The following is a 26113-nucleotide window of genomic DNA, read 5'->3' as shown; positions in this document are numbered from 1 at the left end:
TCGCTGAAAGGCTCTCCCACGGCCCCCAGGGGCCTCTCCGGCCTGTCCGGGCCCCTTTCCGGGGCCCGGGATGCGACGGCAGGGTTCAGGAGGTCACGGCGAGCGTCAGGGGCAGCACCGCGGGTGCCCCCGCGTGGCGCAGCAGGGCCGCCCCCATCGTCATGGTCCACCCGGTGTCGGCCCGGTCGTCCACCAGCAGCACCGGCCCGCCCGCTCCGGCCACGGCCTCGGCCAGCCCAGGCGGCGTCATCAGCGTCGCCCTGATCGCCTGCACCCGCTGGGCGCTGTTGAACTGGCGGCCGGGCGTGCCCGAGCGGTATCCCAGCTCGCCCAGGTAGGTGAGCCTGCCCACCGAGGCCAGCCGCTCGGCCAGGCTGCGCACCAGGATCGGACGGCGGGCCGAGGGCAGGTTCGCCACCGCCACCGGCCGCTGCCGCCAGTCCCACGAGGACAGCACCTTCACCACCGCGCCGAACACGTCGTCGGGCACCGGCCCGTCGGGGGCGTCGTCGGCGAGGAGCGCGCGCAGCCGGTTGCCCCAGCCGATGTCGGTGAGCCTGCCCAGGGCGCGGCCGGGCTCCGCGCCGAACTCCGGCTTGATCCGCCCGCTCAGGTCGGCGATGCCGGTCGGCCACTGCCTGCGGGCCTCCAGCTCCACCCCGGGACGGCCGAGCCGTTCCCGCGCACCCTCCACCGCCGCCTGCGCGATCTCGGTGGAGCGGTGCGTGCCCGTGCAGTTGTCGCAGCGCCCGCACGGCCGCGCGGCCGGGTCGTCGAGGTGGCGGCGGAGGTACTCCTCACGGCATTCGGAGGTGGTGAGGTAGCCGAGCATGGCCTCCTGCTCCGCCCGCCGCTCCCCGGCGATGCGGGAGTAGCGCTCGCCGTCGTAGACCCACGGCTCGCCGGTGGCCTCCCAGCCGCCCTTGACCCGGCGGACCGCGCCGTCGACGTCGAGGACCTTGAGCATCATCTCCAGGCGACTGCGGCTGAGATCGACCCTGGTCTCCAGCGCCGGGGTGGACAGCACCCCGCCATCGAGCGCCGCCAGGGTGGTGCGCACGACCTGTTCCGCGGGAAAGGCCAGTGACGCGAAGTAGGCCCAGATCGCGCGGTCCTCGGGGCCGGGCAGCAGGATGACCTCCGCGCGCTCGACACCACGCCCGGCCCGGCCTACCTGCTGGTAGTAGGCCACCGGCGACTGCGGCGCGCCCGCGTGGACGACGAACCCCAGGTCGGGCTTGTCGAAGCCCATGCCCAGGGCGCTGGTCGCCACCAGCGCCTTGATCTTGTTGTGCAGCAGGGCCTCTTCCGCGGCCAGCCGCTCGTCGGGGTCGGTCTGGCCGGAGTAGGCGGCGACTTCGTGGCCCTGCTCGCGCAGGTAGGCGGCGATCTCGTGGGCCGCGGACACGGTGAGCGTGTAGACGATGCCCGACCCCGGCAGCTCGCGCAGGGTCTCGGCGAGCCAGGCCAGGCGCTGTTCGGCGGTGGCCAGCCGGACCACGCTCAGGTGCAGGCTCTCGCGCTCCAGCGGGCCGCGCAGCACCAGGGTCTCCTCGCCCATCTGCTCGGCGACGTCGCGGGTGACCCGGGCGTTGGCGGTGGCGGTGGTGGCCAGCACCGGGACCCCGGGCGGCAGGTCGTCGAACAGGTTGCGCAGCCTGCGGTAGTCGGGCCGGAAGTCGTGGCCCCAGTCGGAGATGCAGTGCGCCTCGTCGACGACCACCAGCCCGGCGCTCTCGGCCAGCTCGGGCAGCACGTTGTCGCGGAACTCCGGGTTGTTCAGCCGCTCGGGGCTGACCAGCAGGACGTCGACCTCACCCTCGGCGACCTGGGCGTAGATCTCCTGCCAGGCGTCGGTGTTCGCCGAGTTGATGGTGACGGCGCGGATGCCCGCCCGCGTGGCGGCGGCGATCTGGTTGCGCATCAGCGCCAGCAGCGGCGACACGATGACGGTGGGGCCCTCGCCCAGCTCGCGCAGCAGGGCCGTGGCCACGAAGTAGACCGCCGACTTGCCCCAGCCGGTGCGCTGCACCACCAGCACCCGGCTCCGCTTGAGCACCAGGGCCTCGATCGCGGTCCACTGGTCTTCGCGGAGTCTCGCGCCGTCTCCGGCGAGGGCGCGCAGGCGCTCCTCTGCCTCTTCTCGCACCGCGGCAGCCTCGGGAAGGACGTCAGTCATGTGCTCCTTGTTACCAGGTTTCCCACCCGCTTTGGCCCGCCCGGCGCCAAGCCGTGGAAACCCGGCGTTACGCTGGCCCTTCATGGAGCTCACCACCTGGCATCTGGAGCAGACGGACCGCTCCCGGCTGGTCCCGGCCGGGCCCGCGCGGCTCGCGGTGGAGGTCGTCCGCGCCGAGATCCCCTCTCCGGAGTTCAGCCGGTTCCTCTACACGTCGGTCGGCGGCGGCTACCACTGGACCGACCGGCTGGGGTGGTCGCGCGAGCGGTGGGCCGAGCATCTGGACCGGCCGCAGGTGGAGACCTGGGTGGCGTGGCATCGCGGCACGCCCGCCGGATACGTCGAGCTGGAGGGCCAGGCGGACGGCGTGGTGGAGATCCTCTACTTCGGGCTGCTGCCGTACGCCGTCGGCGCGGGCGTCGGCGGGCTGCTGCTGTCGGAGGGCGCCGCCCGCGCGTGGGACATGGGCGAGCGCGTGGCGGGGCGGGAACCGACCCGGCGGGTGTGGGTGCACACCTGCTCCATGGACGGGCCGTACGCGCTGGCCAACTACCGGGCACGCGGGTTCACCGTGTTCCGGGCCGTGGTGAGCGAACGGCAGGAGCCGGGGGCGACCCCCGGCCCGTGGCCCGGCGCGGAATAGCCGGCAAGGCGAAATATCCGACGAGAGCGACGTTTGAGACATCCGGCGCATGCCGTATGGCGAGCCGAGTCCAGGTCGCGGAACGCCCCCCACCTTCGGCACAATGTTCGACATGGCCCGACGAACGACCACACCCCCGCCGGAGGACTTCGAGGAGCGGATCATCGATATCGATGTCTCCGCCGAGATGCGCACCAGCTTCCTCGAATACGCCTACTCGGTCATCTACCAGCGCGCGCTCCCCGACGCCCGCGACGGCCTCAAGCCGGTGCAGCGCCGCATCCTGTACTCGATGAGCGAGATGGGCCTGCGGCCCGACCGGGGGCACGTCAAGTCCTCCCGCGTGGTCGGCGACGTCATGGGCAAGCTCCACCCGCACGGCGACGCGGCGATCTACGACGCGCTGGTGCGGATGGCGCAGCCGTTCTCCATGCGGCTGCCGGTGATCGACGGGCACGGCAACTTCGGCTCCCCCGACGACGCGCCGGCCGCCATGCGGTACACCGAGGCGCGGCTGGCGACGGCGGCCACCATGCTGGTGCAGTCGATCGACGAGGAGACCGTCGACTTCAAGCCCAACTACGACGGCCAGGAGACCGAGCCCACGGTCCTGCCGTCCGCGCTGCCCAACCTGCTGGTCAACGGGGCCACCGGCATCGCGGTGGGCATGGCGACCAACATGGCGCCGCACAACCTCGTCGAGGTGATCTCCGCCGCCCGCCACCTGATCAAGCAACCGGGAGCCACGCTTGAGGCGCTGATGCGCTTCGTCCCCGGCCCCGACCTGCCCACCGGCGGCACGATCATCGGCCTCGACGGTGTCCGCGACGCCTACCAGACCGGCCGGGGCACCTTCAAGATGCGCGCCAAGTGCGCGATCGACCAGGTCACGCCGCGCCGCAAGGGCATCGTGGTCACCGAGCTGCCGTTCAACGTCGGCCCCGAGCGGGTCGTGACGAAGATCAAGGAGCTGGTCACCTCCAAGCGGCTGCAGGGCATCTCCGACCTCAAGGACCTCACCGACCGGCACAAGGGCCTGCGCCTGGTCATCGAGATCAAGAACGGCTTCAACCCCGAGGCCGTGCTGGAGGAGCTCTACCGGCTCACGCCGATGGAGGAGACCTTCGGGATCAACAACGTCGCCCTGGTCGACGGGCAGCCCCGCACGCTGGGCCTGAAGGAGCTGCTGGAGGTCTACGTCGGTCACCGCATCGACGTCGTCCGCCGCCGCTCCTCCTATCGGCGGCGCAAGCGTGAGGAGCGTCTGCACCTGGTCGACGGCCTGGTCATCGCGCTGCTCAACATCGACGAGGTCATCCAGGTCATCCGCTCCTCCGACGACTCGGCGCAGGCGCGGTCGCGGCTCATGCAGGTCTTCGGGCTGTCGGAGATCCAGGCCGCCTACATCCTCGACACGCCACTGCGGCGCCTGACCAAGTTCGACAAGCTGGAGCTCGAACGCGAGAAGCAGACCCTCCAGGACGAGATCGCGGAGCTCACCGCGATCCTGTCGTCGGAGGACCGGCTGCGCCAGGTGGTCTCGGCCGAGCTGGCCGAGGTGTCCAAGCAGTTCGGCACCCCCAGGCGCACGGTCCTGCTCGAGTCCTCCGGGGTGGCCACGGCCACCGCCGTCCCGCTGGAGGTCCCCGACGACCCGTGCCGGGTGCTGATGTCCTCCACCGGGCTGCTGGCGCGCACCGGCGACGCCGGGCCGCTCGCGGGCGAGGGCGACCGGTCCAACCACGACGTCCTGGTGTCCGTCGTGAACTCCACGGTGCGCGGCGAGATCGGCGTGGTCACCTCGCTCGGCCGGATGATCCGGGTCGCCGTGATCGACCTGCCCGCGCTGCCGCCGTCGGCCAACCCGCCGTCGCTGTCCGGCGGGCACCCGGTGAGCGAGTACGTCACCCTCACCCCCGGCGAGACGGTCGTCGGGCTCGGCTCCCTCGACCCCGACGGCCCCGGCCTGGCCCTGGGCACCGCCTCCGGCGTGGTCAAACGCGTCACCCCCGACTACCCGGGCAACCGCGACGACTTCGAGGTGATCGGGCTGAAGGACGACGACCGGGTGGTGGGCGCGGTCGAACTCACCTCGGAAGACCACGACCTGGTGTTCATCACCACCAACGCCCAGTTGCTACGCTTTCCCGCCAGATCGGTGCGCCCGCAGGGCAGGCCCGCCGGAGGCATGGCGGGCGTGCGCCTCGACGCGGGCCACACGGTGCTCTTCTTCGGCGCGGTCGATCCCGGCGTGCCCGCCCACGTGGTCACCATCGCCGGGTCCGCCACCGCCCTGCCCGGCACCCAGACGGGCGGCGGAAAGGTCTCCGACTACGCGGAGTACCCGGCCAAGGGCCGGGCGACCGGCGGCGTCCGCGCCCAGCGGTTCCTGAAGGGCGAGGACACCCTGTTGCTCGCCTGGGCGGGCCCCGCGCCGGCCAGGGGCACGTCCGCGACCGGCAAGCCGGTCCCGCTGCCCGACGAGCTGGGGCGGCGCGACGGCTCCGGCGTGCGGCTCACCAACACGGTCGTGGCGGTCGGCGGCGCCCTCGGCGCCCACCCCGACCCGGAGCCGCAGGCCTCAGGCTCCGGAGACGACTCCCCCGCCGACGACTCGTCGGAGCTCTTCTGATCACCCGCTGAACGGGCCTCACGACGCCGTGGCCCGGCCGAACAGACGGCCGGGCCGCCCGGGGGCCAGGTCGGGTCACACGCGGCCCCACGTGGCCCACACGGCGCTTTCGCCCGAACAGCGTGCCGGGCCGCCCTCGTGAGCGACAATGAGCGCATGCCAGTCACCTCGTTCATGGTTCCGCTCGGCACCCAGGCGCCCGCGTTCGAACTGCCGGCGGTCGGGGGCGGGCGGGTGTCCCTCGACGATCTCAAGGGCAGCCCTGCGACGCTCGTGATCTTCCTGTCCAACCACTGCCCCTATGTCCGGCGGATCGAGCACGGCATCGGGGCCTTCGCGGCCGACTACCGCGACCGGGTGGCCGTCGTCGCCATCGGCAGCAACGACGTGGTCAACTACCCTGACGACGACGCTCCCCACCTGGCCGAGCAGGCCCAGCGGGCGGGGTTCGGCTTCCCGTACCTGCTCGACGAGACGCAGGAGGTCGCCGCCGCCTACCGGGCCGCCTGCACTCCCGACTTCTTCCTCTACGACGGCGAGCTGCGCCTGGCGTACCGGGGCGAGTTCGACGACGCCCGCCCGCGCAACGACGCACCGGTCACCGGAGCGGCCCTGCGCGCGGCCGCCGACGCCGTCCTCGCGGGCGGCAGGCCATCGGGCGCCCAGCAGCCCAGCCTGGGCTGCGGAATCAAGTGGAAGCCGGGCAACGAGCCCTCCTGACCGCCCGGCCCCCACAGGCCCGGGCCGGCGTGCTCAGGCGGGGGCGTGGTGGGCGGAGGCGTGGTGGGCGGAGGCGGTAGGGGTGCGGCGGGCCGTCCTGATGGACAGCAGGAGCTGCCAGGGCTCGCCTTCCCAGCAGCGGATCAGCGCCGCGATCTCGTCGGCGGGCCGGAAGCCCTGGCCACCGTCAAAACAACCGGCCTCGACCAGCCCGGTGACCAGTGGGTCGTCGTCGCCGAGCGCGGCGGTGTAGGCGGCGGCGTCGAAGAGCGCCAGCGCGCAGCGGGCGTTGCGCTCCTCGTCGCGCCGCTCGACCCGGTCAAGGCGGCGCCGGGCCTGCTGCCGCAGATACGCCGCCACGGATTGGCTCTTACTCATGCCCTCTCCACGATAGTCCGACCCTAAGTTACGACAGTGTCACTCTGTGTGCGACATGTTTGCCGAAGACATACCGGGGATCGGACCAAATGGCGGCGCAATAGCCACCCGAAATCACGTGGATCACACGATGATGAATCATTGGCGTTATGACCGCGTTCGATGACGTGCTTACCGGTAACCGGAAGTACACCCGCAATTTCAAGCATTCACGCCTCACCGGCCGGGCCGCACGCGGCCTGGCAGTGGTGACCTGCATGGACTCGCGCATCGACCCGCTCGGCCTGCTGGGGCTCAAGGCGGGAGACGCCAAGATCCTCCGTAACGCGGGTGCACGGGTGACCGACGACGTCCTGCGCACCCTCGTCCTCGCGGTCTATCTGCTCGGAGTCGAGCGGGTGCTGGTCATGCCGCACACCGACTGCGGCATGACCAAGGTCAGCGACGACGACGTGCACCGGATCGCCGCGGACCAGGGCATGGACACCCGCAGCCTGGAGTTCCACACGGTGCCCGACCAGAGCGAGGCGCTGCGGCACGACCTGGTGCGGGTGCGCACCAGCCCGTTCCTGCCGCCGGACATGCCGATCGGCGGCGCGATCTACGACGTGCACACCGGCAAGCTGATGCCCGTCGAGCTGTGACGGCCCCCGCGCCCCCGCCCGGGGGCGCGGGGCTCAGGCGTCGATGTGGTCGCGATCGACCTCGGCGGCGCTGCCCACGATGAACTCGCGGCGGGGCGCCACGTCGCTGCCCATCAGCAGGTTGAAGATCTTCTCCGCCGCCTCGATGTCCTCGATCCGGACGCGGCGCAGCGTGCGGTGGCGCGGCTCCATCGTGGTCTCGGCGAGCTGGTCGGCGTCCATCTCGCCGAGGCCCTTGTAGCGCTGCACCGGGTCCTTCCAGCGCTTGTTGCGCCGCTCCAGGTCGCGCAGCACCTTGTGCAGCTCCGCGTCGGTGTAGCAGTAGACGTACTTCTCCTGGTTGCGGCCCGGGTTGCTGATCTCGATGCGGTGCAGCGGGGGGACGGCGGCGAACACGCGGCCGGCCTCGACCATGGGCCGCATGTAGCGGTGGAACAGGGTCAGCAGCAGGCAGCGGATGTGCGCGCCGTCCACGTCGGCGTCGGCCATCAGGATGACCTTGCCGTAGCGGGCCGAGTCCAGGTCGAACGAGCGGCCCGACCCGGCGCCGATGACCTGGATGATCGCCGCGCACTCGGCGTTCTTCAGCATGTCGGCGACGGACGCCTTCTGCACATTGAGGATCTTGCCCCGGATCGGCAGCAGCGCCTGGAACTCCGAGTCGCGGGCGGCGCGGGCGGTGCCCAGCGCCGAGTCGCCCTCGACGATGAACAGCTCGGTGCGGTCGACGTCGTCGCTACGGCAGTCGACCAGCTTGGCCGGGAGCGCGGAGTTCTCCAGCACGCTCTTGCGCCGCTGGTTGTCACGGTGCTCGCGGGCGGCGATGCGCGCCTTGGCGGCGGCGACGATCTTCTCTAGGACGGCCCGCAACTGCTGCTTCTGGGCGCGCTTGGGAGTGGCGAAGAGCTCTTTCAGCTCGCGCGAGACCACGTGGGAGACGATGCGGGACGCGGCGGAGGTGCCCAGCACCTCCTTGGTCTGCCCCTCGAACTGCGGCTCGGGCACCCGCACGGTGACGACCGCGGTGAGCCCTTCGAGGATGTCCTCCTTCAGGACCGGGTCGTCGCCGTTCTTCAGCAGGCGCGTCTCACGGAGCTGCTCGTTCACCGTGCGGACCAGCGCCCGCTCGAAGCCGTTGACGTGGGTGCCGCCCTTGGGGGTGGCGATCACGTTGACGAACGACCGGACGGTGGATTCGTAGCCCTTGCCCCAACGCACCGCGACATCGACGGTGAGCTCGCGCTCGACCTCGGTCGGGGTCATGTGGCCCTGGTCGTCGAGGACGGGCACCGTCTCGTGGAAGTGGCCCTCGCCCTGCAGCCGCAGCACCTCGCAGACCGGCTCGTCACGCGCGAGGAACTCGGTGAACTCCGAGATGCCGCCGTCGAAGTGGAACTCCTCCTCGACCGGCTCCTCGCCACGGTCGTCGCGCAGGGCCAGGGTGAGGCCGGGGACCAGGAAGGCGGTCTGGCGCAGCCGCACGTGGATCTCGTCGAGCGAGATCTCGGCGTCGGGCAGGAAGATCTGGTTGTCGGCCCACCAGCGCACCCGGGTGCCGGTGACCTTGCGGCCGAGCTTGCCGCCGTCGCGCAGGCCGGACTTCTTCTTGAACCTGGAGCCGGGGCCGTCGCCGTCGAAGACGCCGGGCACCCCGCGCCGGAAGCTGATCTCGTGGACCCGCCCGTCGAGGTCGACCGCGACGTCGAGGCGGGAGGACAGCGCGTTGACCACCGAGGCGCCCACGCCGTGCAGGCCGCCCGACGCGGCGTACGCGCCGCCGCCGAACTTCCCGCCCGCGTGCAGCTTGGTGTAGACGAGCTCGACGCCCGCCAGGCCGCTCTTGGGCTCGATGTCGACCGGGATGCCCCGGCCGTTGTCACGAACCTCGATCGACCCGTCGCGGTACAGCTCGACCTCGATGCGGCTGCAGTAGCCGGAAAGAGCCTCGTCGACCGAGTTGTCGACGATCTCCCAGAGACAGTGCATCAGGCCCCGGGTGTCGGTGGACCCGATGTACATCCCTGGACGCTTGCGGACCGCCTCCAGCCCCTCCAGCACCGACAGATGACGGGCCGTGTAGCCCGTCTCCAGACGTACGGCGGTCACACCGACTCCCACTCTGCATCGAACATGTGTGCGTAGCTTACCGTTCTTCCCGATCGTGCGCGTACAAGCTTGCCATTAGGAGAGGATTGACGTTACCTGTGGAGTGATCCCCGTCACTTTCCGGCACATTCCGCTCTCGGCGTAGCCGGGGGGTGATTGGGAACGTCCAGGTCCGGTTAGATGTTGTCCCAAGTGACTGACGCCAGATCCTCGTCCAGGCGGGGATGACCCGAAAGGCGATACGTGACTGGAGCTCTCGCCCCCACCAAGCCGCTGACGGCCCTCGACCGCTGTGACCGCTGCGGCGCCCAGGCCTACATTCGCGCGACCCTGCCCGTGGGTGGGGAGCTGCTGTTCTGCGCCCACCATGGGCGTCAGCACGTGGCTGCGTTGCGCGACAAGGGCGCCGACATCCAGGACGAGTCCGCACGGCTGAGCGAAACCCCTTCGATCGCACGCGACAACGAAAGATAAGTGTCATCGAACCCGGTAATGACGCCGGGCCGACTCCGCGAATCCGGCGCGCTCGTACAGCGCCCGGGCCGCGGTGTTGGACTCCGTGACCACCAAATATGCCCCTTCAGCGCCCTGTTGTCCTCCATGTGAGAGCAGGGCGCTCAGTATGCCGCGAGCACGGCCGGCGCGTCGCGCCCGCGGCTCCACGGCCATGCAGTAGATCCCCAGCCACTCTCCCTGCACGACGCCGCGCCCTACCGCGACCGTCTCACCGTTCGAGGCGGCGGCCGACGCGTAGACGGCCTCGGCTCCACTGAGGATGCGCGCCGCCATGGCGTCACGGCCACCGCCGTCCGTGGCGTCCGGAGCGTAGAGTCGCCACCAGGCGTCCAGCCACCGGCCGGTCAGGCTCTCCTCCAGCGTCACCCCCTCGGGCGTGCTCGCCGACGGGCCCAGCGTGGTCGCCATCGCGAGCATCGGATCGACCACCCGATATCCTCGCGTGTCCAGCTCGCGATCGAGTCCAGGCGTGACACCCGGGCCGATCCAGAACGCGCAGGGCAGCCCCAGCGACCCGTAGAACCGCTCGGCGCGATCCACCGCGCCGCCCAGGTCGCCGGCCTCTCCGAGCGGAAGCACGGAATTGGCCCGTTTGCTCACCCCGCCCGCGTGCCGATACACCCAGCCTTCGGCCTCCACCCGGTACGGCGCGGGCCACGCCCGATCCACCAACCGGTCCACGAGCAGGTCGAACACCCCGCCGGACCCCGGCGCCCGCGCCGGGGGCAGTTTCGCGTCGACCATGAGCGTCCCTTCCAGAGGGGTTGAACGCCGATCTCGACCACCGGATCGATTACCCGCCACGGAGACGCCATGGCGACAACGGGGTTCCCCGGCGATGAACCGGGGGTGAGATCATTGAGGGAGTCTACGACCCCTCCCGGCCTCCCGCGCGCATCACCGCCCGCGATCCGCCCCGTCGCCTTACACACCATACGAAACAGGCGACCACTCGTGACACTCTGCTCACCCATCGGAGTCTCAACGGTACATTTGTCAAGACATGTTGAGCGTTAAGGGTGATTATGAAGGTTATCCATATACGTCCCCTTGGTGATGTGATCGACCACGAGCGCAGCGCCGACTGCGCCTGCGGCCCCGGCGGCGACGTCATCGGCGCCCGCACCCTCCCCCAACCCCTGGGGGTCATCTACCGTCACCACTCCCTCCAACCCTGCGCCGACTGGGAAGCCGCCGAACACGTCTAGGAGCACCCTGCGCCCCGCAGGGATGGTGACCGCCCCTTCGAGCCGCCGTGCCCACATCCAGCGCGCGGCCTCGCACCTGCGGGTGCCTCCGTCCCTCCCGCCTTCAACCGACGGACCGGTGTCACCGCAGGTCCACGCATCAGCCGGAGCGAGCCGCGTCCAGGGCGACCGCCTCACCAAGAACCGCCCTGTAGTCGAACGGCGGTCGCATGGGCTCAACGGCATGAACCGCGCCCGCTCCACGGCGGTTGCGTCCACACGTCGAGGGAACGGTGGCTCTAGTGAGGGCGGCGCCCTGAGATGAGCGCCGTGATCCGTGCAAGCGTGCTGCCTGTCGCCGCTGTGCCCTCGACGGTGAACGTTTCCGATGGCAGCGGCGTAAGTGCGGGTCGGCGGCATCCGTCGGGCCGATTTCCACCACTTTGCGTTGCGGGAAGCGACCGACGTGAGGAATGCGGCGTCCTGCGGAGCGGGGTTCGGTCTTCAGGGGGTCACCAGGCGGTGTGAGAGACGCGTTCTAACGCAGTTCGACGGTTTCGCTCCGGTGAGCGGGCGGGAGAAGCCCTCTGGTGGCGCCGTCGGACGCGACGCGGCCTGTCGGGTTCGTCCAAGCGTTTCTCAGTTTCGATACACAGGCGACCGAGGAGCGGCACGAGCGTCGGGCGCAGCCCGACTGGGAGCAGACGACCGAGCGGAGCGAGGACGATTGCGCGCGAAGCGGCTCTCCGCACCCGAGCGGAGCGAGGACGGCTGCGCGGCGGTGCGGCCCGTGGGTGGACCGAGCGGGTGAGGGCGGTTGGGGGCGCGGTGGCTCGTTGCTTGGCTTGGCCGGGGATGGCTTTGGGATGGGAGGTGGCGGCCGGGTGCGGGCGGGGAGGGGCCGGCGTACGGCGGGGGCACCGGCACCCGGGGGCCGAGGGCTTTGGCTGGGCATGGCGATCACCGGGTGTCGGCTGGACACCCGGTGATCGTGGTGGAGCAGGCTAGTCCAGGTAGTCGCGGAGGACCTGGGACCTTGATGGGTGGCGGAGCTTGGACATGGTCTTGCTCTCGATCTGGCGGATGCGCTCGCGCGTCACCCCGTAGACCTTGCCGATCTCATCGAGCGTCTTCGGCTGACCGTCGGTCAGGCCGAAGCGCATGGAGACCACGCCCGCCTCGCGCTCAGACAGGGTGTCGAGCACGGAGTGGAGCTGCTCCTGAAGGAGGGTGAAGCTGACCGCGTCGGCCGGGACGATCGCCTCGGAGTCTTCGATCAGGTCGCCGAACTCGCTGTCGCCCTCCTCGCCGAGCGGGGTGTGCAGGGAGATCGGCTCGCGGCCGTACTTCTGCACCTCGATGACCTTCTCAGGGGTCATGTCCAGCTCGCGGGCCAGTTCCTCGGGGGTGGGCTCACGGCCGAGGTCCTGGAGCATCTGGCGCTGCACGCGGGCCAGCTTGTTGATGACCTCGACCATGTGCACCGGAATGCGGATGGTGCGGGCCTGGTCGGCCATCGCCCTGGTGATCGCCTGGCGGATCCACCAGGTGGCGTAGGTGGAGAACTTGTAGCCCTTGGTGTAGTCGAACTTCTCCACCGCGCGGATCAGGCCGAGGTTGCCTTCCTGGATGAGGTCCAGGAACAGCATCCCGCGACCGGTGTAGCGCTTGGCCAGTGAGACGACCAGCCGGAGGTTGGCCTCCAGCAGGTGGTTCTTGGCGCGGCGGCCGTCCTCGGCGATCCACTCCAGTTCGGCGCGGACGTCGACCGGCAGGTTGTCGCCGTCGGTGCCGAGCTGCTCCTCGGCGAACAGGCCGGCCTCGATCCGCTTGGCGAGCTCGACCTCCTGCTCGGCGTTGAGCAGCGGGACCTTGCCGATCTGCTTGAGGTAGTCCTTGACCGGGTCGGCGGTGGCTCCGGCGGCGGCGACCTGGGCGACGGGCGCGTCATCGTCGTCGTCGGACAGGATGAGGACCTCGTCCTCGCCCTGCACCACGACGGCGACCTTCGGCTCATCGCCGGGCTCGGCGTCGGCGGGCGCGCCGTCGGTCTCGGCCTCGGCGTCGGCCTCCGGCTCTTCGACCTCGTCTCCGGCGTCGACCTCGTCTTCGCCCTCCACGTCGTCGAGCTCGAAGTCTTCGAGCTCGACGTCGACATCGAGGTCGAGGTCGTCGTCGCCCTCGTCGTCGACGTCGGCCGACTTGGGCTTCGCGTCTGCGGGTGCGGACTTGGCGGCTGGTGTCTGGGCCGCGGGAGCCTGCGGGGCCGCCTTCTTGGCGGCGGAGGTCGCGGCGGTCTTGGCCTGGGCGGGCTTGACCGGGGCGGCCTTCTTGGCGGGCGCGCTCTTGGCGGCCTCGTTTGCGGAGGCGACCTTCTGCGCGGGGGCCTCGGGCTTCGGTTTCCTCGTGGTGGCCGGCTCGGGCTCACTGACGACCGCGGTGACGGTCTCGGGCTGCGGCTCCTTGGCCGCGGCCGAGGCCGGCTTGGACTTCTTGACGGGAGCGGCCGTGCGTCGCTTGCCCGAACCGCGAGACCTCTTGGGCGCGGCCGCGGAGTCGGCGGCCGTCACCACCACGGTCACGCCTTCCTTGCTGAGGCTCCGCAGGAACCCGGCGGCGTGCGACATGGGGATGTCGGCCTCCTCGAAGGCCTTGCGGACATCCTCGGACTCAAGGAAACCCTGCGAGCGCCCACGCTCGAGCAGTCGCTGAATGACGGGCTCGTTCAGCTCCGATGGCTTTGAGCGAGTCGAACTTGCAGGCGACACGAACACCTCTCGAACGAACGCGTGGCGACAATGGACCCAAGTTGCCCGCTAGGGGCAGATGCCTTCATGTTGTGCTGGCCGTACGGACCGCGACGGACCTGCCCAGCATTGTGACACGACACCGCACTCCATACGGCCGCCTCCCGGCGGTTGCCCTCCACCCTAGGCCGACCCAGAGAGTAGTGCGTACGGAAGCCGCGCACTGATATCCGAAAGCAACCGTTATGACTGTTTCATTCAGTCACTCTTCGTGGCACCAGGCACGTGAATCGCCAGGACAGTAACGTCATCATCCTGCTCGTACCCCGCCAGCATACGATCTACCAGGAAGTCAAGCAGCAAATGCGGGCTTCCCACTACTTCCGGCGGGGCCTCCTGCACAACCGAGCAAAGCTCCGCGAGTCCGGCGTCGAGACCGCGCTTGCGATTCTCCACCAAACCGTCGGAGTAGAGCACGGCCGTGTGGCCCGGCGGCACACAGAACCGGAACTGCTTGCGGCTGGCCGCCCAGCCCAGCGGAGTGCCGGGCTCCGCGTCGCAGAGCAGCGGCACGCCCTGCGGCGACACCAGCACGGGCGGCGGGTGACCGGCCAGCGCGAGGGTGCCCTCCCCGCTGCCCGGCTCGACCACCATGTAGGCGAGCGTGGTGACCTGCTCCTCGTCTTCCGTGGCCTCGAAGACCCGGTCGAGACCGGTGAGCACGGCGGCGGGCGGCGGGTTGGTCAGCGCCAGGGCGCGCATCGCGTTGCGGATGCGGCCCATTCCCGCCGCGGCGACAACGCCCTTGCCCATCACGTCGCCGACCACGGCCGCGACCCGGCTGTCCTGGAGGACGAAGGCGTCGTACCAGTCGCCGCCGACCTGGACGTGACGGCTGCCCGAGCGGAAACGCTGGGCCAGCATCAGCCCGGGCACCACCGGCAGGCGGTCGGGGAGCAGGCTGCGCTGCAAGGTCTCGGCGGTGCGGTGCTCACGCTCGAAGAGCGTGGCCCGCTCGACGGCGAGGGCGCACTGCCCGGCGAGCGCCTCCAGGAAGACGCCGTCCTCCTGGGAGATCTTCTGGGGGCGGGTGAACGAGAAGCGCAGAGCGCCGAGCGCCCGCCCGGCGGCCAGCAGCGGCAGGCCCACCCAGGCCCGCTCCTCGTCGTGGCCGGTGAACCTGGCGATCGTCTCCTCGTCGGCCCCGGCGTCGCGGAGCTGGGCCGACAGGCTGTCGGACGACTCGGCGAAGACCGGCCTGCGGCTGTTCACCGCCATGGTCATGACGCTGGACTGGCCCAGCGGGATCTCGTCGCCGGGGAACCCGGGGACGTCGGGCACCCCGCTGCTGTTGATCAGCTTGAGCACCGCGCGGTCGGGGTCGAGCAGCGCCACGGCCGACTTGTCGGCGGCCACCGCCGTACGGCCGACGTCGATGATGACCTGCACCACCTGCTCGACCGTCAGCGCCTCGGCCAGCATCGCGGTCGCGCCCTGCAGCCGGGCCGTGCGCAGCGCGGCGGCGCCGAGCTGGTCGGTCAGCCTGCCGCGCATCTCCTCGGCCTCGCGCTGCGGCGTGACGTCGGTGTTGGCGCCCACCCACTCCACGACCCGGCCGTGCCTGATGATGGGCACCGCCCTGACCTCGAAGTGGCGGTACCCGCTGGCCCTGGTGCGGACCCGGTAGTTCCACTCGAACATGGTCCGGCCGCGCAGCGCCTCGCGCCAGGCCTCCTCGGTGTGCTGGCGGTCGTCGGGATGCACGACCTCCAGCCAGCCGTGGGCGAGGTACTCCTCAAGCCCCTGGCCGGTGATGGCGCGCCAGCGCGGCGCGTCCTCCACCACCGCGCCGGAGGGCGAGGTGATCCAGACGAGCTGGGACTGCGCCTCGACCAGCGAGCGGTACCGCTCCTCGCTGCGGCGCAGGTCCTCCTCGGTCTGCCTGCTCTCGGTGACGTCGACCCCGACCAGCGCGACCGTGCGCAGCTTCTCCTCGTCGTCACGGATCGGCGAGAAGGAGAGCGCCCAGTGGCGGGTCTCGCCGTCGGCCGAGCGGACGCGCACCCGGTGATCGCCGTCGTGGATGCCGCGCTCCTCCTCCACCACGGTGCGGACGGCGCCCTCGATCAGCGCGGTCAGGTCGGCGGCGAGGGTCTCGCCGGGGAGACGGCCCGCCAGGTCGTCGACGGAGACCCCGACCACGTCGCCGAAGACGTCGTTGGCCCGCAGGAAGCGGCCTGCGGGATCGAAGAAGGCCAGCGCGTAGGGAGTCTGGAACATCAGGCCGGTCAGCAGCGAGGGATCCACGACTTCCACATCCGACTCCCGGGGACGGGGTACGGAGGTCTCGGCACTCATGGTCGGCACCTCCGTAGCGTGCCAGGGTCTCCCACGAGGCACATCTCCAAACTCGAGAATCGGTATTGCGCAGCTCCGGGGGACCGGATACTGCAGTACATCATCGGCGATGGGCAGGCGCGGACGGAAGCCCCGGCCGCAATGCGGTCAACGCATCCTGCCAAATCCGCCGCGCGCCGCGCAGCAGGATCAAGCTACTCGGCCCGGCCCCCGGTTCATCGGCCCGCCGCGTCCGGCCTGCCCAGGACCGGTCGGTGCGCAGTTCAGCACGCTGTTCAGCGGGCTTCAGCGGGCTTCAGCGGGCTTCAGCCCGACTTGGCGGCCTGCTTGGCCGCCTGCTTGGCGGCGCGCACCTTCCCCAGGGTGTCGTCGTCCACGACGTCGGCCACCGAGCGGAGCGAGCCCTCCTCGCCGTACGCCCCCGCCGCCTCGCGCCACCCCTCGGGCCGCACCCCGAGCTGCTTGCCGAGCAGGGCGAGGAAGATCTGCGCCTTCTGCTTGCCGAACCCCGGCAGCGCGTTCAGCCGGCGCAGCACCTCCTTGCCCTCGGAGACGTCGCGCCACAGCGCCTCGGCGTCGCCGTCGTAGTGCTCGACCAGGTAGGCGGCGAGCTGCTGCACGCGCTTGGCCATCGACGAGGGGTAGCGGTGCACGGCGGGCTTGGCCGCGAGCAGCGCGGCGAACTCCTCGGGGTCTCGGGAGACGATCTCCTCGGGGGTGAGGTCGCCGCCGAGCCGCTCGGCGATGGTGTAGGGCCCGGTGAACGCCCATTCCATGGCGACTTGCTGATCGAGCAGCATTCCGGTCAAGAGGGCGAACGGGTTGCGGCCGAGCAGCTCGTCGGCCTCGGCCCGCTGGGCGAGCTGTATGCGCATGGCACCAGCTTCGCATGTCGGCCGCCGGGGGGTTGACACAGACGAGAGAACATATGGAATGGGAGCGCCGGTCCTATGAAGCAAGGAATCACCCATTCCGATGCACGATCTCGTCGCCCGAGCGTCCTTCGGCCCCAAGCGCGGCCCCGCTTCCGCCGACCCGGTCAGCGCACGTCTCACCGCCGAGTTCCGCCAGGTACCCGCCGAATCCGTGGAGCGCTGTGTCGCCGACACGTGGGCGCGCGCCCGGCATCTCGGGATCGGCGCGACGGCGGACATCGTGGAGCGAGTGGCCCGGGAACACCTGCTCGCCCTTGTGAACTCCGCGCCGCGCCCCCGCATTCGTCGGTAACATAGGGGTTACCGGGCCGCGTTCTTCGCACTGTTCCGCCCGGGAACGCGAGAGGGTTGAGCCGTTAGCGAGGCCGGGAACACGGCCGCCGGCGAGCGTCTCCGCCCAGTACGGCAGCCTTGGGCTCGCCCGGCCGACACAGGAGGGTGCGTGAACGAGCGAGCCATCGCCCGCGGCGGCATCCGGCTCGGGTGGGCGCCCCAGGAGGTTGCGTGATCCGTAAGCACCGTCGAGCCCCTCAGGAATCCCCGCCCCCCGACGACGTCTTCGCGGAGATGCTGCTGGCCTCCCGCGAACTGCTGGCCGTGCGCAGCCCGCTCGACGCGGAGCTGATGGTCTCCGACATGGTCGGCGCGTGGTGGGGCCGCCGCCTGCCGGGCGGCGACGTCGAGCAGGTCCTGGGCGAGGGACTGGTCGACTACGCGGCCAAGGCGGGCACCCCCGCCGGCCTGACCCTGCTGATCGCGATGGCCTATCTGGGCACGGCGCGCCAGGCGGCCAAGTCCGAGGGCGCGGCGCTGGCGCTGATGGAGTCCGGGGTGGCCCGGCCGCGCTGGGCCGAGCGGGTCGGCGCGGTCAAGCCCACCGGGTGCTTCGTCTCACGCGACGCCTACGGCGACCAGGACACCGTGCTCTGCACGTTCGCCTACCGCGACCGCGACGGCAGGGCGTCCGAGGAACGCCACGCGCTGGTCCTCGTCGTCGACTACAACATGCGCGGCATGGCCCGCGACGCCTGGGTCTCCTCGCAGGTCGACACCCTGCTCGAAAAGGCGAGGGCCGAGGCCGAGGGCAACCCCATGCTGCTGTTCGAGGAGCTCGCGCCGCAGCAGGCCAGGGCGCTGCTGGAGTCGGCGATGAAGGCCACCCGCGACGGCTTCGACCGCAACGGCCCGCCCCCGGTCAGCGACAGCTACGCCACCTACCACGCGTTCGCCCGCTCACGGATCAAGGCGCTGCCGCCCGGCCGCAAGCGCCCGGCGCCGCTGCACACCGAGGCCCCCTACAACCGCGAGCGGCGGGCCATGCTGGCGGCGGAGTTCCTGGCCTCCGACGCGGCCGAGCAGCTGTCCGACCCGTCGGCCGCCTCGCGGTGCGCCGACCACATCATCGACTACGGCTGCGAGCACGACTTCGGCCGCCCGCTGCGGGTCAGTCCCACCAAGTGCGAGACCTTCCTGCTCGACCACCTGCCCCGCAAGATCATGCTGAGCCCGGCCGAGCAGGACGCGGTGCCGTACGTGCTGTCGGCGTGGGCGCGGTTCGCGGCGGGCCGTACGGGGCTGCCCGAGCCGGGGCTGCTGGCCACGCTCGACGCGATCTGGGAGGCCACCAACCGGTTCGCCGAGGCCTACCGCGACCCCACCTCGCTGGGCCTCGACCGTGAGCTGGTGGAGCGGCTGCTGCCCGACGGCGACCTGTCGGCGCTGGCCCGCCGGGTGTTCGCGTTCCCCTACCTGCAGGGCGCGCACGGCGACATACTGCTGGACCGGCTGAACCCGGCGGTCGAGGGCGACCGGCGGATCCTGCTGGAGATCGACCACATGGGCGATCGCAACCGTCCCGACTACCAGGAGCACCTGGCCTGGCACGAGGAGATCGCCAGGCGGCTGTGGAACGGCGATCCGCCGGAGCTCTGGGAGGCCGCGCAGCGGCTGCTCGACCTCGGGCACGACCGGCACGACGTGCTGCACGTGCTGATCGAGATCGCCGAGCGGATCGGCGACCACCCCGCCGAGCTGGCCGCCGCTTTCGACGACATCGCCGACATACCCGACTCGCCGCCGGTGTGACATCGGCCCGGCGTCCCGCCGTCTAGGGTGGGCGTGACGCTAGGAGGCGGGATGGAGATCGACCTCAACGCCGATCTCGGTGAGGGATTCGGCATCTGGCGGCTCGGCGACGACGACGCCCTGCTCGACATCGTCACCAGCGCCAACATCGCCTGCGGGTTCCACGCGGGCGATCCGCTCACGATCCGCCGCACCTGCGCGGCGGCGGTCGATCGCGGCGTGATCATCGGCGCGCAGGTCTCCTACCGCGACCTGGCCGGGTTCGGGCGGCGTGAGATGGACGTCGAGCCGGACGAGCTGTCCGCCGAGGTGCTCTACCAGGTGGCGGCCCTCGACGGCGTGGCGCGGGCGATGGGCGGCCGGGTCTCCTACGTCAAGCCGCACGGCGCGCTGTACAACCGGGTGGTCCGCGACGCCGGCCAGGCTGAGGCGCTGGTCGGCGCGGTCGCCGCCTACTCCCCCGACCTGCCGGTGCTGACCCTGCCGGTCTCCGAGGTGCACGAGGCCGCCGCCCGGTACGGCGTGCGCACGGTCACCGAGGCCTTCGCCGACCGCGCCTACACCCCAGAAGGACGGCTGGTCTCCCGGCGCGAGCCGGGTGCCGTGCTGCACGACCCGGCCGTGGTCGCCGCCCGCGCCGCGCGGATGGCCGCCGGGGCCGAGATCGCCGCCGCCGACGGCACGATGGTCGAGGTCACGGCGCGCTCGCTGTGCGTGCACGGCGACACCCCCGGCGCGGTCGCACTGGCCCGCGCCGTCAGAGACGCGCTCAACGACGCCGGTCTGTCCCTGCGGCCGTTCGCGTGACCGGCGGCGATTCCCCGGCGATCCGCCGGGCGGGCGAGCACGGCCTGCTCGTCGAGACGGGCGGGCTGGCCGTCTCCCACCGGCTCGACGCCCTCCTGCGGGCCGAGCGCCCGCCGGGTGTGGCGGAGATCGTGCCCGGCCCGGCCACGGTGCTGGTCCTGGCGCCGGGGGCGGACCTCGCGCGCCTGCGCGCCCGGCTGTCGGCTTTGGCCGCTGCGGCCCGTGACGAGCCCGCCCCCGGCCACCACGACACCACGGGCGACCTGGTCACGATCCCGGTCGTCTACGACGGCGAAGACCTTGCCGAGGTCGCCAGGCTCACCGGCCTGACCCCCGGCGAGGTCGTCGCCCGGCACGCCGGCGCCGAACTGGTGGCCGGCTGGCTCGGCTTCGCCCCGGGCTTCGCCTACCTGACCGGCCTCGACCCCCGCCTCCACGTCCCGCGCCTGCAGACGCCGCGAACCTCCGTCCCGGCGGGCGCGGTCGCCGTCGCCGGTCCGTACTCGGCGGTCTATCCCTCGGCCTCGCCCGGTGGCTGGCGGCTGCTCGGCCACACCGCCCTGCGGGTGTGGGACGAGCGCGCCGACCCGCCGTCGGTGCTGCGGCCCGGCACGCGGGTGCGCTTCGAGGTCGCCCGGTGATCGAACTCCTCTCCCCCGGGCCCTACGCGACCGTGCAGGACCTCGGCAGGCCGGGTTACGCGCACCTCGGGGTGCCCCGGTCCGGCGCGGCCGACGAACCGTCCCTCAGGCTGGCCAACCGCCTGCTCGGCAACCCGGAGTCGCACGCCGCCGTCGAGGTCACCTACGGCGGCGCGCGGCTGCGGTTCACGGCGGCCGCCTGGGTGGCCGTCACCGGGGCGCCCTGCCCGCTGCGGCTGGCCGGACGGGCCGCGGACATGTATGCGCCGCTGTGGGCCCCGGCCGGGGCGGAGCTGCTCCTGGGGCGACCGGCGAGAGGGTTGCGGAGCTACGTCGCGGTGCGCGGCGGCGTCGCGACCGAGCCGGTGCTGGGCAGCCGCTCGGCCGACTCGCTGTCCGGGCTCGGGCCTCCGCCGCTGCGTGCGGGCGAGCCGCTGCCGGTGGGGCCGGTCGCCGGGCTCGGCCCGATCACGGTGGACGCCGCCCCGCCTTTGGCGCTGCCCGCCGTCCCGGTGCTCGATGTGATCCCCGGGCCGCGCGACGACTGGTTCACCGCCGAGGCCGCGCGGCGGCTGTACGGCGAGCCGTACGAGGTGAGCCAGCAGAGCAACCGGGTCGGCGTGCGGCTGCGCGGGCCGGTGCTGCGGCGCGCCCGCGAGGGCGAGATCCCCAGCGAGGGCATGGCGACGGGCGCCGTCCAGGTGCCCCCGGACGGCCACCCCATCGTCTTCCTCACCGACCATCCCCCCACCGGGGGCTATCCGGTGATCGCCGTGCTCACCGCGAGGTCCGTCGCCCTGGCCGCGCAGCTACGCCCCGGAGACCTCGTGCGGTTCCGCCCGCTCAGTGCTTCCCTCACTGGGCCAGCAGCGCGCTGATCCGGTCGGCGGCCGGGGTGAGCAGCGGTTCCGGCACCTCTTCGAAGAGGTCGAACACCGGCCGGCCCGATTTGGCCTCCCACACCCCGGCGACCCGCCCCCGGTAGACGACGACCGGGGAGATCCAGCCCGCGGTGCGGCTGACCTTGGCCCGCGCCTCGGTGGGCAGCAGCGGCGCCAGATCGCGGGGTGCGCCAAGGATGTACTGGTCGAAGCCGGGCAGCAGGTGCACGGTCTCCACGGGTCGGGCGGCGGCGAGGGCGTCCAGGTGCTCGGCGAGCGCGAACAACGTGCGGCCCTCGACGGTGACCTCGGCCAGTTCCGGCCGCAGGGCCTCGAACCAGCCGCGGAGCACCGCCTTGCGGGCCATGCCGCGAAACAGCCAGGCGTCGAACATCTCCGGCGTCGCGGGACCGTGCGCGCCGAGGAACGCCCGGAGCAGGCGGACGCCCGCCTCCTGCACCGGCAGGGGGACGATGCCCGGGGAGGCGAACGTGACCCTGCCTTCGCGCGGCGGGCCGTAGCAGAGTTGCCCGAGGAAGCTCAGCGGCTTGAGCAGCACGCCCCAGCCGGAGGTGAGCGCCTCCCGCAGATGGCCGTCGCCGGTGAGCTCGATGATCGCCTCGGTCAGTTCCTCGCGGGTCAGCGGGCCCTCGCGCAGCGCCCGGGGGACGGCGTCGATGATCGCGTCGACCTCGGCGGCGGTGACGCCGTGCCCGCGCAGCCACGACCCCTTCTCCCAGAAGCGCAGCGAGCCGAGCGCACCGCAGTACGCCGGCAGTTCGCCGGCGGGGATCAGATGCAGGGTGCCGCGCATCAGCCAGGTCTTGATCAGCGTGCGGTCCTGCCACAGCGCGCGGCCGACGTCGCCGCGCGGGGCCGCGCCGAGGCGGACCGCGATCGCCAGCTCGGCCGCGGAGGCCACCTGCGCCTGGATCCCGCAGAGCCGCCGCGCGACCGATACCGGGTCGGGTCCCGGGGTGCTCACGAACTGCCGCTCCAGCCGCCACGCCAGCACCGCGGGCCATGTGGTGTCGAGTGTCGTCACCCGTCCTGTCTACACGTCATAGGCGGGGGTCCTGAGCACGGCCGCCGAGTTGAACCCGCCCGCGCCCCTGGCGGCCACCAGGACGGTGGCCGTGCCGGGCAGTTCGCGCGGCTCGGCGACCAGGTCGATCCCGTGGCGGGCGGCGGCCTGACGCGTGTCGACGTTGATCGTTGGGGGCAGCACGCCGTGGGACACCGAAAGGGCCGCCCAGGCGAGGTCGAGCGCGGCCCCGCCCGAGCACAAGCGTCCGGTCATCGTCTTGGGGACGGTTACCGGCACCCGGCGCGGTCCGAACACCTCGCGCAGCGCCCTCGCCTCCAGTTCGTCGCCGAGCGGGTCGCCCGCGCCGTCGGCGAAGACGGCGTCGATGTCGCCGGGCTCGCACCCGGATCTGCCGATGGCCTCGCGCATGGCCCTGGCGTACTGGGCGTGGTCGCTCGCGGGGGCGGTGGCGTCGGTCGCGTCATGGGTGGAGGCGGACCCGGCCACCTCCGCGTAGACCGTCGCGCCGCGCAGGTGCGCGCGCCGCCACTCCTCGACCACGAGCATGGCCCCGCCCTCCCCCGGCACCTGCCCGGTGGCGTCGGGCGCGAACGGCCGGTACGCCGTGGCAGGGTCGGGGTCGGGGCTCAGCGTCTCCTGGCTCGCCTGGCAGGCCATCGCGTACGGCGACAGCGGCGCCTCGGTGCCGCCCGTCACCACCACGCCGCTGCCCCGGGAGATCAGCCGCCTGGACTGGGCGAGCGCGTCGATGCCGCCCGCCGCGTCGGCGACCAGCACCCCGCACGCCCCCTTGAGCTGGTGCCTGATCGAGATCTGGCCGCTGCTGGCGGCGTAGAACCAGCCGATCGACTGGTAGGCGCTCACCGACCGCGGCCCCTCCTTGTAGAGGGCCTGGATCTCCCGCTGCCCGAAGGCGTTGCCGCCCGAGGCCGCCGCGGTCACCACGGAGAGGTGGAAGGGGAACTCCTTCTTGGTGTCCAGGGCGGCGTCGGACAGCGCCAGCTCGGTCGCCGCCAGACCCAGCCACGACCAGCGGTCGGTCTGGACGAGGAGGCGGTTGGCCACGAACTCGGTCTCGTCGAAACCGGCCACCTGCCCGGCGACCCTGACCTTCAGGCCGGGGGCCGTGCGGCCGGGCAGTTCCCGGATGCCGCTGCGACCGGCCAGCCCGGCGAACCAGTGGTCGGCCGCGCCCACGCCGGTCGGGGCGATCACCCCGATGCCGCTGATCACCGCACGTTGCGGCACGTGTCATCCTCCGAATCTGGAAAAGATCATCGCGGACTGGAATCCGCCGAACCCGCTGCCGGCCGACAGTGCGTGCGTGACGGCCGCCTCCCTGGCCACGACCGGGATGTAGTCGAGGTCGCACTGCGGGTCGGGGGTGGTGAGGTTCGCGGTGGGCGGCAGCACGCCGCGTTCGATCACCAGGGCGCAGGCCGCCATCTCGATCGAGCCGATGGCGCCGAGGGAGTGCCCGATCACCGACTTGATGGAGCTGATCGGCACCCGCCGGGCGGCCTCGCCGAGGGCCCGCTTGTAGGCGGCGGTCTCGTGGCGGTCGTTCTGCTTGGTGCCCGAGCCGTGGGCGCTGACATAGCCGATCTCGTCGGGGTTGAGCCGCGCCTGGTCCAGCGCCTCCGCGATCGCCTCGCCGAGTTCGAAGCCGTCCGGGCGCAGCCCGGTCATGTGGAAGCCGTTGGCCCTGGCGGCGGAGCCGGTGATCTCGCAGTAGATCCGGGCGTCGCGGGCCAGCGCGTGCTCCAGCTCCTCCACGATCAGGACGGCCGCGCCCTCGCCGAGCACGAACCCCTTGCGGTCGGCGTCGAAGGGCCGCGAGGCGCGCTCGGGGTCGTCGTTCTCGGGGGTGGTCGCCCGGATGGCGTCGAAGCAGGCCACCGTGATCGGGGAGATCGGCGCGTCGGACGCGCCCGCGATCATGATGTCGGCCTCGCCGTCCTGGATGAGGGTGTGGGCGTGGCCGATGGCGTCGATCCCGGAGGTGCAGCCCGTGGAGACCACCGTGGCCGGGCCGTGCGCGCCGAACCGCACGGCCAGCTCGGCGGCCCCGCTGGAGGGCACCAGCGCGCTGTAGAGGAACGGCAGGGCGTGCCGGGCGTCCACCTCCCAGTGCCGGCCGCCGTCGCTGGCCACGACGTATTCCTCCTCCAGGCGGATGGTCGCCCCGACGGCGCTGCCGAGGGAGACGCCCATCCGGTCGTGGTCGATCTCCGGCTGGGAAAGGCCCGCGTCGGCGAACGCCTCGTCCGCGCAGGCCATCGCCATCAGGACGAAACGGTCAAGACGGCGGACCTCTCTCGGGTTCAGCCCATGGGCGATCGGGTCGAAGTCGCACTCGGCGGCGACCTGCGAGCGGAAGAGGGCGGGGTCGAAGACGCTGATCCGGCGGATCGCCGGCTTGCCGCCGACGATCCTGGTCCAGAACTCCTCCCTGGTGCCCCCGCCCGGGGCCGTCACCCCGATTCCGGTGACGACGCTGCGGCGGCGTGTCATGCGGGCTCCGCCGCCTCGTGCCGCTCGGTCTCCACGTGGCCGAGTTCGGGACGGGGGGCCAGCGGCGCGAGGGTGAAGACGACCTGGGCCTCCTCAGAGCCGGTGTTCACCACCCGGTGGCGGACGTTTCGCGGGATCAGGATCGCGTGGTCGGGACCGGCGGCGGTGGGCTCGCCGTCCAGGTCGATGCGGACCTCGCCGCGCGCCACGAACAGGTACTCCTCGGAGTAGGGGTGGTAGTGCTCGGCGATCCGCTCGCCCACCCCGAGCCGGACGGCGCCGCAGAAGCCGTACGCCGACCCCACCGTGCTCGGCGCGACCAGCGTGCGCAGGTCGCCGCCGCGCCGCCGGTTGGAGGCCACGTCGTCGAAGCCGACCGGCGCGCGGCGGCGGCGGTGCAGCCGCTCGGCGATGAGGTCCATCTGGACCCGGCTGTTGCGGTTGATGTGCTCGGTCATCTGGGCGGTGTCCACGGGCGCGCTCGGCTTCATCTGGAAGTCCTGCACCCAGCGCATGCGGGTCTTGTCCGGCTCCAGCTCCTCGTAGGTCCAGGCGATGTTCATGAACTCGAACGGCCCGGTCTCGACGCGGCGCGCCCGGACCGTCCAGGTGTCGCGGTCCCACTCGCGGTGGGAGACCCACGACCACTGCCTGCCCTCCTCGTCGGGGTGCATGGTCAGCCGGAAGGTCACCGCGGCGGGCTCCTCCGAGAGGATCTCGACCTTGGCGTACTCGCTGAACAGGTCGGTCCAGCGGCGTACGTCGTTGGTGTGGTTCCAGACCCAGCCGATGGGGGCGTCGATGTCCACGACGTTGTCGGTGTGTCCGATCATGCGGCACTCTCCAGGCGCTCGTTGACCAGGCGCTTGGCCTGGATGGGGGAAAGTTCGGCGACCAGTTCGTCCTCGATGTCCACGCCGTACTTCTCCTGGATCCGCGTCGCGATCTCCATGCGGGCCAGCGAGTCGAGGTCGAGTTCCTCGAAGGTGAGGGCGTACGCCTCGTCGGTCACGTCGGGTGCCAGCCCGACCGCGATGAGCAACGCACGCAGGTCGTGATCGGTGAACGTTTGCGACATTGGTCACTCCAGGG

Annotated in this window: 23 protein-coding genes; 11 read left to right on the top strand and 12 right to left on the bottom strand. The window is 71.7% G+C overall.

What is annotated here, in order from left to right:
• Positions 1 to 85 precede the first annotated feature (85 nt).
• Complete coding sequence (locus P3X83_RS22615) at positions 86 to 2179, bottom strand: RecQ family ATP-dependent DNA helicase (protein WP_277307159.1); 2094 nt, start codon at positions 2177 to 2179, stop codon at positions 86 to 88.
• Between the two features lie 82 nt (positions 2180 to 2261).
• On the opposite strand from P3X83_RS22615, the gene P3X83_RS22610 reads away from it, so the two are divergent.
• The 3 genes from P3X83_RS22610 to P3X83_RS22600 all read left to right on the top strand — a co-directional run bounded on the left by P3X83_RS22610 (position 2262) and on the right by P3X83_RS22600 (position 6174).
• The gene (locus tag P3X83_RS22610) at positions 2262 to 2822 is read left to right on the top strand and encodes a GNAT family N-acetyltransferase (protein WP_277307158.1); all 561 of its coding nucleotides are present in this window, start codon (positions 2262 to 2264) and stop codon (positions 2820 to 2822) included.
• Between the two features lie 103 nt (positions 2823 to 2925).
• The gene (locus tag P3X83_RS22605) at positions 2926 to 5454 is read left to right on the top strand and encodes a DNA topoisomerase IV subunit A (RefSeq protein WP_277307157.1); all 2529 of its coding nucleotides are present in this window, start codon (positions 2926 to 2928) and stop codon (positions 5452 to 5454) included.
• Between the two features lie 156 nt (positions 5455 to 5610).
• A complete protein-coding gene (locus P3X83_RS22600; protein ID WP_277307156.1) occupies positions 5611 to 6174 on the top strand; it encodes a thioredoxin family protein in 564 nt (187 codons plus the stop codon).
• Between the two features lie 33 nt (positions 6175 to 6207).
• Here P3X83_RS22600 and P3X83_RS22595 read toward each other — a convergent pair whose 3' ends face one another.
• Positions 6208 to 6552, bottom strand: coding sequence for a hypothetical protein (locus tag P3X83_RS22595; RefSeq protein WP_277307155.1), 345 nt, complete (start codon positions 6550 to 6552; stop codon positions 6208 to 6210).
• Between the two features lie 149 nt (positions 6553 to 6701).
• On the opposite strand from P3X83_RS22595, the gene P3X83_RS22590 reads away from it, so the two are divergent.
• Positions 6702 to 7196, top strand: coding sequence for a carbonic anhydrase (locus tag P3X83_RS22590; protein WP_277307154.1), 495 nt, complete (start codon positions 6702 to 6704; stop codon positions 7194 to 7196).
• 33 nt (positions 7197 to 7229) lie between these two features.
• Here the strand turns inward: P3X83_RS22590 and P3X83_RS22585 are convergent, their stop codons facing one another.
• Positions 7230 to 9302, bottom strand: a complete 2073-nt coding sequence (locus tag P3X83_RS22585) for a DNA topoisomerase IV subunit B (RefSeq protein ID WP_277307153.1) — start codon at positions 9300 to 9302, stop codon at positions 7230 to 7232.
• 243 nt (positions 9303 to 9545) lie between these two features.
• Between P3X83_RS22585 and P3X83_RS22580 the strand changes: the two genes are divergently transcribed.
• Positions 9546 to 9776, top strand: a complete 231-nt coding sequence (locus tag P3X83_RS22580) for a hypothetical protein (RefSeq protein WP_277307152.1) — start codon at positions 9546 to 9548, stop codon at positions 9774 to 9776.
• Positions 9777 to 9779: 3 nt separating this feature from the next.
• Here P3X83_RS22580 and P3X83_RS22575 read toward each other — a convergent pair whose 3' ends face one another.
• Positions 9780 to 10562 carry a GNAT family N-acetyltransferase gene (locus tag P3X83_RS22575; protein WP_277307151.1) on the bottom strand — a complete coding sequence of 261 codons (783 nt, stop codon included), beginning with the start codon at positions 10560 to 10562 and terminating at the stop codon, positions 9780 to 9782.
• A 314-nt stretch (positions 10563 to 10876) separates the two neighbouring features.
• On the opposite strand from P3X83_RS22575, the gene P3X83_RS22570 reads away from it, so the two are divergent.
• The gene (locus P3X83_RS22570) at positions 10877 to 11026 is read left to right on the top strand and encodes a hypothetical protein (protein WP_277307150.1); all 150 of its coding nucleotides are present in this window, start codon (positions 10877 to 10879) and stop codon (positions 11024 to 11026) included.
• Positions 11027 to 12009: 983 nt separating this feature from the next.
• On the opposite strand, the gene P3X83_RS22565 is transcribed toward P3X83_RS22570, so the two are convergent.
• The 3 genes from P3X83_RS22565 to P3X83_RS22555 form a co-directional block, all read right to left on the bottom strand.
• On the bottom strand, positions 12010 to 13773 hold the full coding sequence (locus P3X83_RS22565; protein ID WP_277307149.1) for an RNA polymerase sigma factor: 1764 nt from the start codon (positions 13771 to 13773) through the stop codon (positions 12010 to 12012).
• A 237-nt stretch (positions 13774 to 14010) separates the two neighbouring features.
• On the bottom strand, positions 14011 to 16110 hold the full coding sequence (locus tag P3X83_RS22560) for a SpoIIE family protein phosphatase (protein ID WP_277307148.1): 2100 nt from the start codon (positions 16108 to 16110) through the stop codon (positions 14011 to 14013).
• A 305-nt stretch (positions 16111 to 16415) separates the two neighbouring features.
• Positions 16416 to 16985: an HhH-GPD-type base excision DNA repair protein gene (locus P3X83_RS22555; RefSeq protein ID WP_277307147.1), complete on the bottom strand. Its 570-nt coding sequence runs from the start codon at positions 16983 to 16985 to the stop codon at positions 16416 to 16418.
• A 100-nt stretch (positions 16986 to 17085) separates the two neighbouring features.
• Between P3X83_RS22555 and P3X83_RS22550 the strand changes: the two genes are divergently transcribed.
• From P3X83_RS22550 to P3X83_RS22530, 5 genes are all read left to right on the top strand, one after another.
• Positions 17086 to 17337, top strand: a complete 252-nt coding sequence (locus P3X83_RS22550; RefSeq protein ID WP_277307146.1) for a hypothetical protein — start codon at positions 17086 to 17088, stop codon at positions 17335 to 17337.
• 275 nt (positions 17338 to 17612) lie between these two features.
• On the top strand, positions 17613 to 19130 hold the full coding sequence (locus tag P3X83_RS22545; RefSeq protein WP_277307200.1) for a hypothetical protein: 1518 nt from the start codon (positions 17613 to 17615) through the stop codon (positions 19128 to 19130).
• 51 nt (positions 19131 to 19181) lie between these two features.
• Positions 19182 to 19937, top strand: a complete 756-nt coding sequence (locus tag P3X83_RS22540; RefSeq protein ID WP_277307145.1) for a 5-oxoprolinase subunit PxpA — start codon at positions 19182 to 19184, stop codon at positions 19935 to 19937.
• Complete coding sequence (locus P3X83_RS22535; RefSeq protein ID WP_277307144.1) at positions 19934 to 20578, top strand: allophanate hydrolase subunit 1; 645 nt, start codon at positions 19934 to 19936, stop codon at positions 20576 to 20578. The genes P3X83_RS22540 and P3X83_RS22535 overlap by 4 nt, the downstream gene beginning before the upstream one ends.
• On the top strand, positions 20575 to 21456 hold the full coding sequence (locus P3X83_RS22530) for a biotin-dependent carboxyltransferase family protein (protein WP_277307143.1): 882 nt from the start codon (positions 20575 to 20577) through the stop codon (positions 21454 to 21456). The genes P3X83_RS22535 and P3X83_RS22530 overlap by 4 nt, the downstream gene beginning before the upstream one ends.
• Here P3X83_RS22530 and P3X83_RS22525 read toward each other — a convergent pair.
• The 5 genes from P3X83_RS22525 to P3X83_RS22500 are packed head-to-tail and all read right to left on the bottom strand — an operon-like array spanning position 21434 to position 26099.
• Positions 21434 to 22504 (bottom strand): winged helix DNA-binding domain-containing protein, encoded by a 1071-nt coding sequence (locus P3X83_RS22525; protein WP_277307142.1) that lies wholly within the window; start codon positions 22502 to 22504, stop codon positions 21434 to 21436. The genes P3X83_RS22530 and P3X83_RS22525 overlap by 23 nt on opposite strands.
• Positions 22505 to 22513: 9 nt before the next feature.
• A complete protein-coding gene (locus P3X83_RS22520; RefSeq protein WP_277307141.1) occupies positions 22514 to 23755 on the bottom strand; it encodes a beta-ketoacyl synthase N-terminal-like domain-containing protein in 1242 nt (413 codons plus the stop codon).
• 3 nt (positions 23756 to 23758) lie between these two features.
• The gene (locus P3X83_RS22515; RefSeq protein WP_277307140.1) at positions 23759 to 25021 is read right to left on the bottom strand and encodes a beta-ketoacyl-[acyl-carrier-protein] synthase family protein; all 1263 of its coding nucleotides are present in this window, start codon (positions 25019 to 25021) and stop codon (positions 23759 to 23761) included.
• Positions 25018 to 25854, bottom strand: coding sequence for a cupin domain-containing protein (locus P3X83_RS43355; protein ID WP_346742733.1), 837 nt, complete (start codon positions 25852 to 25854; stop codon positions 25018 to 25020). Before P3X83_RS43355 ends, P3X83_RS22515 begins: the two co-directional genes overlap by 4 nt.
• Positions 25851 to 26099 (bottom strand): acyl carrier protein, encoded by a 249-nt coding sequence (locus P3X83_RS22500; RefSeq protein ID WP_277307139.1) that lies wholly within the window; start codon positions 26097 to 26099, stop codon positions 25851 to 25853. The genes P3X83_RS43355 and P3X83_RS22500 overlap by 4 nt, the downstream gene beginning before the upstream one ends.
• Positions 26100 to 26113 lie beyond the last annotated feature (14 nt).

The sequence above is a fragment of the Spongiactinospora sp. TRM90649 genome (assembly GCF_029382225.1).
Classification (GTDB): domain Bacteria; phylum Actinomycetota; class Actinomycetes; order Streptosporangiales; family Streptosporangiaceae; genus Spongiactinospora.
This window is presented reverse-complemented; position numbering and strand designations above follow the sequence as displayed.